The 3,884-nt window shown below is 43.1% G+C and carries 5 protein-coding genes; 2 read left to right on the plus strand and 3 right to left on the minus strand.

Translation table 11 applies throughout. The annotated features are described in order from the left end of the window. The first annotated feature begins 142 nt into the window (after positions 1-142). Positions 143-229: a hypothetical protein gene (locus F6K37_RS45055; RefSeq protein WP_502708301.1), complete on the plus strand. Its 87-nt coding sequence runs from the start codon at positions 143-145 to the stop codon at positions 227-229. Positions 230-242: 13 nt separating this feature from the next. Further along, on the plus strand, positions 243-719 hold the full coding sequence (locus F6K37_RS34260; protein ID WP_287255243.1) for a type II toxin-antitoxin system HicB family antitoxin: 477 nt from the start codon (positions 243-245) through the stop codon (positions 717-719). A gap of 363 nt (positions 720-1,082) precedes the next feature. On the opposite strand, the gene F6K37_RS34265 is transcribed toward F6K37_RS34260, so the two are convergent. From F6K37_RS34265 to F6K37_RS34275, 3 genes are all read right to left on the minus strand, one after another. Further along, positions 1,083-1,454: a type II toxin-antitoxin system PemK/MazF family toxin gene (locus F6K37_RS34265; protein ID WP_083373923.1), complete on the minus strand. Its 372-nt coding sequence runs from the start codon at positions 1,452-1,454 to the stop codon at positions 1,083-1,085. Beyond that, positions 1,448-1,699, minus strand: a complete 252-nt coding sequence (locus F6K37_RS34270; protein WP_287255247.1) for an AbrB/MazE/SpoVT family DNA-binding domain-containing protein — start codon at positions 1,697-1,699, stop codon at positions 1,448-1,450. The genes F6K37_RS34265 and F6K37_RS34270 overlap by 7 nt, the downstream gene beginning before the upstream one ends. 163 nt (positions 1,700-1,862) lie before the next feature. Then, on the minus strand, positions 1,863-3,884 hold a 2,022-nt coding region (locus F6K37_RS34275), incomplete at its 5' end, for an AAA-like domain-containing protein (protein ID WP_287255249.1).

Consider the following 3,884-nt stretch of genomic DNA (forward strand, 5'->3'; position numbering starts at 1 on the left):
TCCGATAGTTTTATTATGAAAGGAAGTGAGTTCATGATAGAGGGTAAAAAAGTTAGCAAGAGAGCGTGGTCTCGAATCTCGTGTTGACAAAAAGCGCGGGAAAGGAAGCCACGTCACACTCTATTTTGGTGATCGATTTACTATTGTCCGCAATCCCAAAGATGAACTCAAGACTGGGACATTGAAGGCAATGCTACGTCAGCTTGGTCTACAGGAAGATGAAATTTAACCATGCCATTACTATGAGTCGATTTTCATTCCCGGCTACATTTACCCCTGACGAGTCGGATGGCGGGTTTGTGGTAACTTTTCAGGATCTGCCAGAAGCCATTACTCAGGGAGATTCCATGGAACAAGCCTTCGCTGAAGCAGCGGACTGTTTGGAAGAAGCGATCGCAGCCAGAATTGATGACCAACTCGACATCCCCAATCCCTCACCCCCAGCAGGCGGAGACTATTTAGTGCCGGTGCCAATTCAGACTGCCTTAAAAGCTGCCCTTTACCTGGCCATGTGCGAAGCAGGGATTACATCACTCCAATTAGCCCATACTCTCAATACTGATGAACAGGAAGTCAAGCGCATTCTCGACCCCGATAACGGGACGAAACTTCCTACACTGGAACGGGCACTAGCTGCCTTAGTTGACACTCGCCGTCTTGAAAGAACGGCGATTCCCAGATCAACGAGCTGCCTTAAACCACCATGTCCTAATCTTTGACGCCGCCAAAAATTAAGCAGTACCTAAACCAAATACCCGTCAAGACCAAGACTTCAGTTCAGTTCACAGTAGACCCAGCGGGCAATTCTCCTTGGGCGTTTGGCTACTTGTAGGGAAGTGCCTTAAAAAGTCCGTTTTCTTCCTTTTCACCTGGTTCCGGCGTGCCCCGCCGTACAGTTTTTTTTCTCAAAATGTGATTCTGCTAGGTTCACACGCCAACGGTTAATTGACGGTTGGGTTTTTAAGGAGGACTTTCCCTACCCTCCGAGCATTACTGCTTTCAGGTCAGTAAGTTACGGGTCTCTCTCCCGGCTCAGCCTGCGGTTTCTCAGCCTGTACTCATACCTTTAGTATACTATAGCGCTAGATAATATTCAACACCAATTGCAAAATTTTTTCGCTGGCTTTAAGCGCGCTATTCACTTTTATCCCTGCTCGCTTTGTGACGGGGCTTTCAGTGTTGGGTCTTCGAGTAAACGGATTGAACTGCGCCTTTTTTAGGGGAATGTGGTCAACATCATCAAGACGGGAATAGGGAAAAAATCCTGTGTATCTCATTACCAGGGGATAATTTCGCTTCGCTGTCGTCATTGGTGCAATAATCACTGTCTTGATATACTTATTCATCTCATTAGGAGATATAATCACACAAGGGCGAGTCTTCTTAATTTCAGAACCAATGGTGGGATCGAGACAAACCAAATACACCTCAAATTGCTTGGGAATCGCTACCATTTCCAATCCTCTTCATCCCAATCATTTTCAATCCGATCATCAATTAATAATTCATCATCACCATTTTCTGCCATTTCTTTAAACCTTTCTTCCCATCCTTGACGAGATTGGGATACTGGCGAAATGATCACCTTTCCATCTTCTACTGTTATTTCAACTACATTAGCTAAACCACATTTTTCAATAATTTCTTTAGGAATTCTAATTCCTTGGGAATCTCCAATACGTACAATTGCCGCTTTCATCAGTTTAATTACTTTTGATGGATAATTCCTATTTTATAGCAATCCTAAATCAATTGTGATAATTTTTGATACCCTATTCCCTACTCCCTATTCCCTACTCCCTACTCCCTACTCCCTATTCCCTATTCCCTTTACTATTTTAATTTAAAGTCCAAGATCTCAGTCACACATGCTGCTCAACCCAACTGCGGTCAAAGATCGATTGATAAATCCGGTTATTGACTCTCAGACATCCCTGTTGCTTAACTACTAACCCAGACAACAGCAATTCCTTTTCCTCTGGACTGTCAACAGCCACCACTTCTCCCTGGTCCACAATTTGTCGATAGATTTCCAGTAGCCTTACAGATTGTTTACTTTCGAGGATGCGATCGCGTATGGTTCTCAAATGCTCCGGTTCATCCTGGGATTCCCAATTCTCTATCACCCTGGTTCGCACCAAATTTTCAATCCATTCAGCTTCGTCGTTGGTAGGGATAGCAGATGAAGTACTGCGGATGAATTGACAGATCTTTTGGGTCAAAAAAGGCTGACCACTCGTCCATGCTAACACTTCTTTGAGCAGTGTTTGAGGATTGGTCACTTTCTCTGCTAATCCTTGAAGCAAAGGTTGAGCTTCATGCTCTTTAAAGCCCTCTAGTTGAATCGCCTGACCAATATTAAAAGGAGTTCTTTTGTGGTCAGTAATTAAGCCAGAGGGGGTAGCCACCCCAAACAGAGCAAAAGTTAAATTGCCATAGTCTCGATTGATAGTACGCTGATTATAGCAGGAGCGAATCAGAGCAAAAAAGTCATTAACTGGAAAATTCAAGCCCAACACGCTATCAACTTCATCAATAAAAACTACCCTTTTATTGGGTAAACTGTTATCTGGTTTATCAAGTTCATCTAGCAAGACTTCTTCTATAAATTGACTCAACCGCTGAACCGTAGAAATATCCCCTCGTTCATTCCACCACTTTTTTAAATTCACCTTTCTTAGTAAACCAAAACTTCGCCATAGCTCTACTGCCAATCCCTTATACCATTGGTCAGGGGTAACATTTTCGCTGCCAATCCGAGTCAAGTCGATGGCCGCGCAGCTAATCCCCTCATGGTTCAGGTGGTTAATCATACGTACCATCAGGCTTGACTTGCCCATCTGGCGGGGATTGAGAATGTAACAAAACTTCCCTTGCTTTAATGATTTGTAGAGAGTTCTGTCAGCAGAACGCACCACATAAGTGGGAGAATCCATCGGTAAACTTCCCCCCACTTGATAATCAAAATTCGCGGCTTGTTCGTCACTCTTCAGTAACTCGTTTTCAAAAATTAGTTCCGCTTGAGTAGCTTTCAGAACTTCCAAAGTTTGAGATAGTTCTTGAGTGCGCTCTTCTACTTTAAGCTCTAGATTGCGGTTATAGTCTTCTAACTGTCCATAGAGACGAGCATTTTCAATAGAGATAGCAGCTTGAGCAGAAAGCATTCTTAAAACTTCAATGCGATCGCTCGTAAATGCCTCTGTGGTTAAATTATTTTCTAAATATAAAATACCGCTTAGTTTACCTTGATTTAACAAAGGAGTACAGATAATCGATTTGGGTTGAGTGGCAACAATGTAGGGGTCACGAGTAAATTGTCCTTGATTAGCCGCATCACTTAAGACTAAATTTTCCTGGGTGCGAGCCACATAATTAATGATAGAGACTGACAAGACCGGGGTTTGACTAGCAGCATCCACAGAGTCTACTGGCAGGGATTGCAGTGTAGTCACCTGATCATAATCCACTGTTCCTTCCGCTTCAATTACCCAATTACCGTCTTTATCCAGTATCAGAAAACCTTGTTGAGCGCCAGCATTCTCAATCAGGATTTTCATTAACTTTTCCAGCAACTTGTCTGGGATAATTTCCCCAGAAATAGTTTGGGATGCTTTCAGAATGCTATTGATATCCAAAACACCGGATGTAGTTTTACCTGAGTCGGTAATGGACGGATTTAAGCTAGTTTTAATACTATCTGTTGAAACTGTAGCTAAAAATTGTGGGTATCGAGCTTCCAAATCTTTGACCTTAGCCACAGCTCCCCAGCCTTGATAAGTATAGTGGGCATCTTGTAGGTAGTGGCGAGCAACGTGGTTTTGGTTTCTGGCTAAATAGAATTTGCCTGCTAGTTCATAAGCTAGGGCTTCGTCGTTGAGATAGTC

It is taken from the genome of Moorena sp. SIO4E2, assembly GCF_010671945.1.
Lineage (GTDB): Bacteria > Cyanobacteriota > Cyanobacteriia > Cyanobacteriales > Coleofasciculaceae > Moorena > Moorena producens.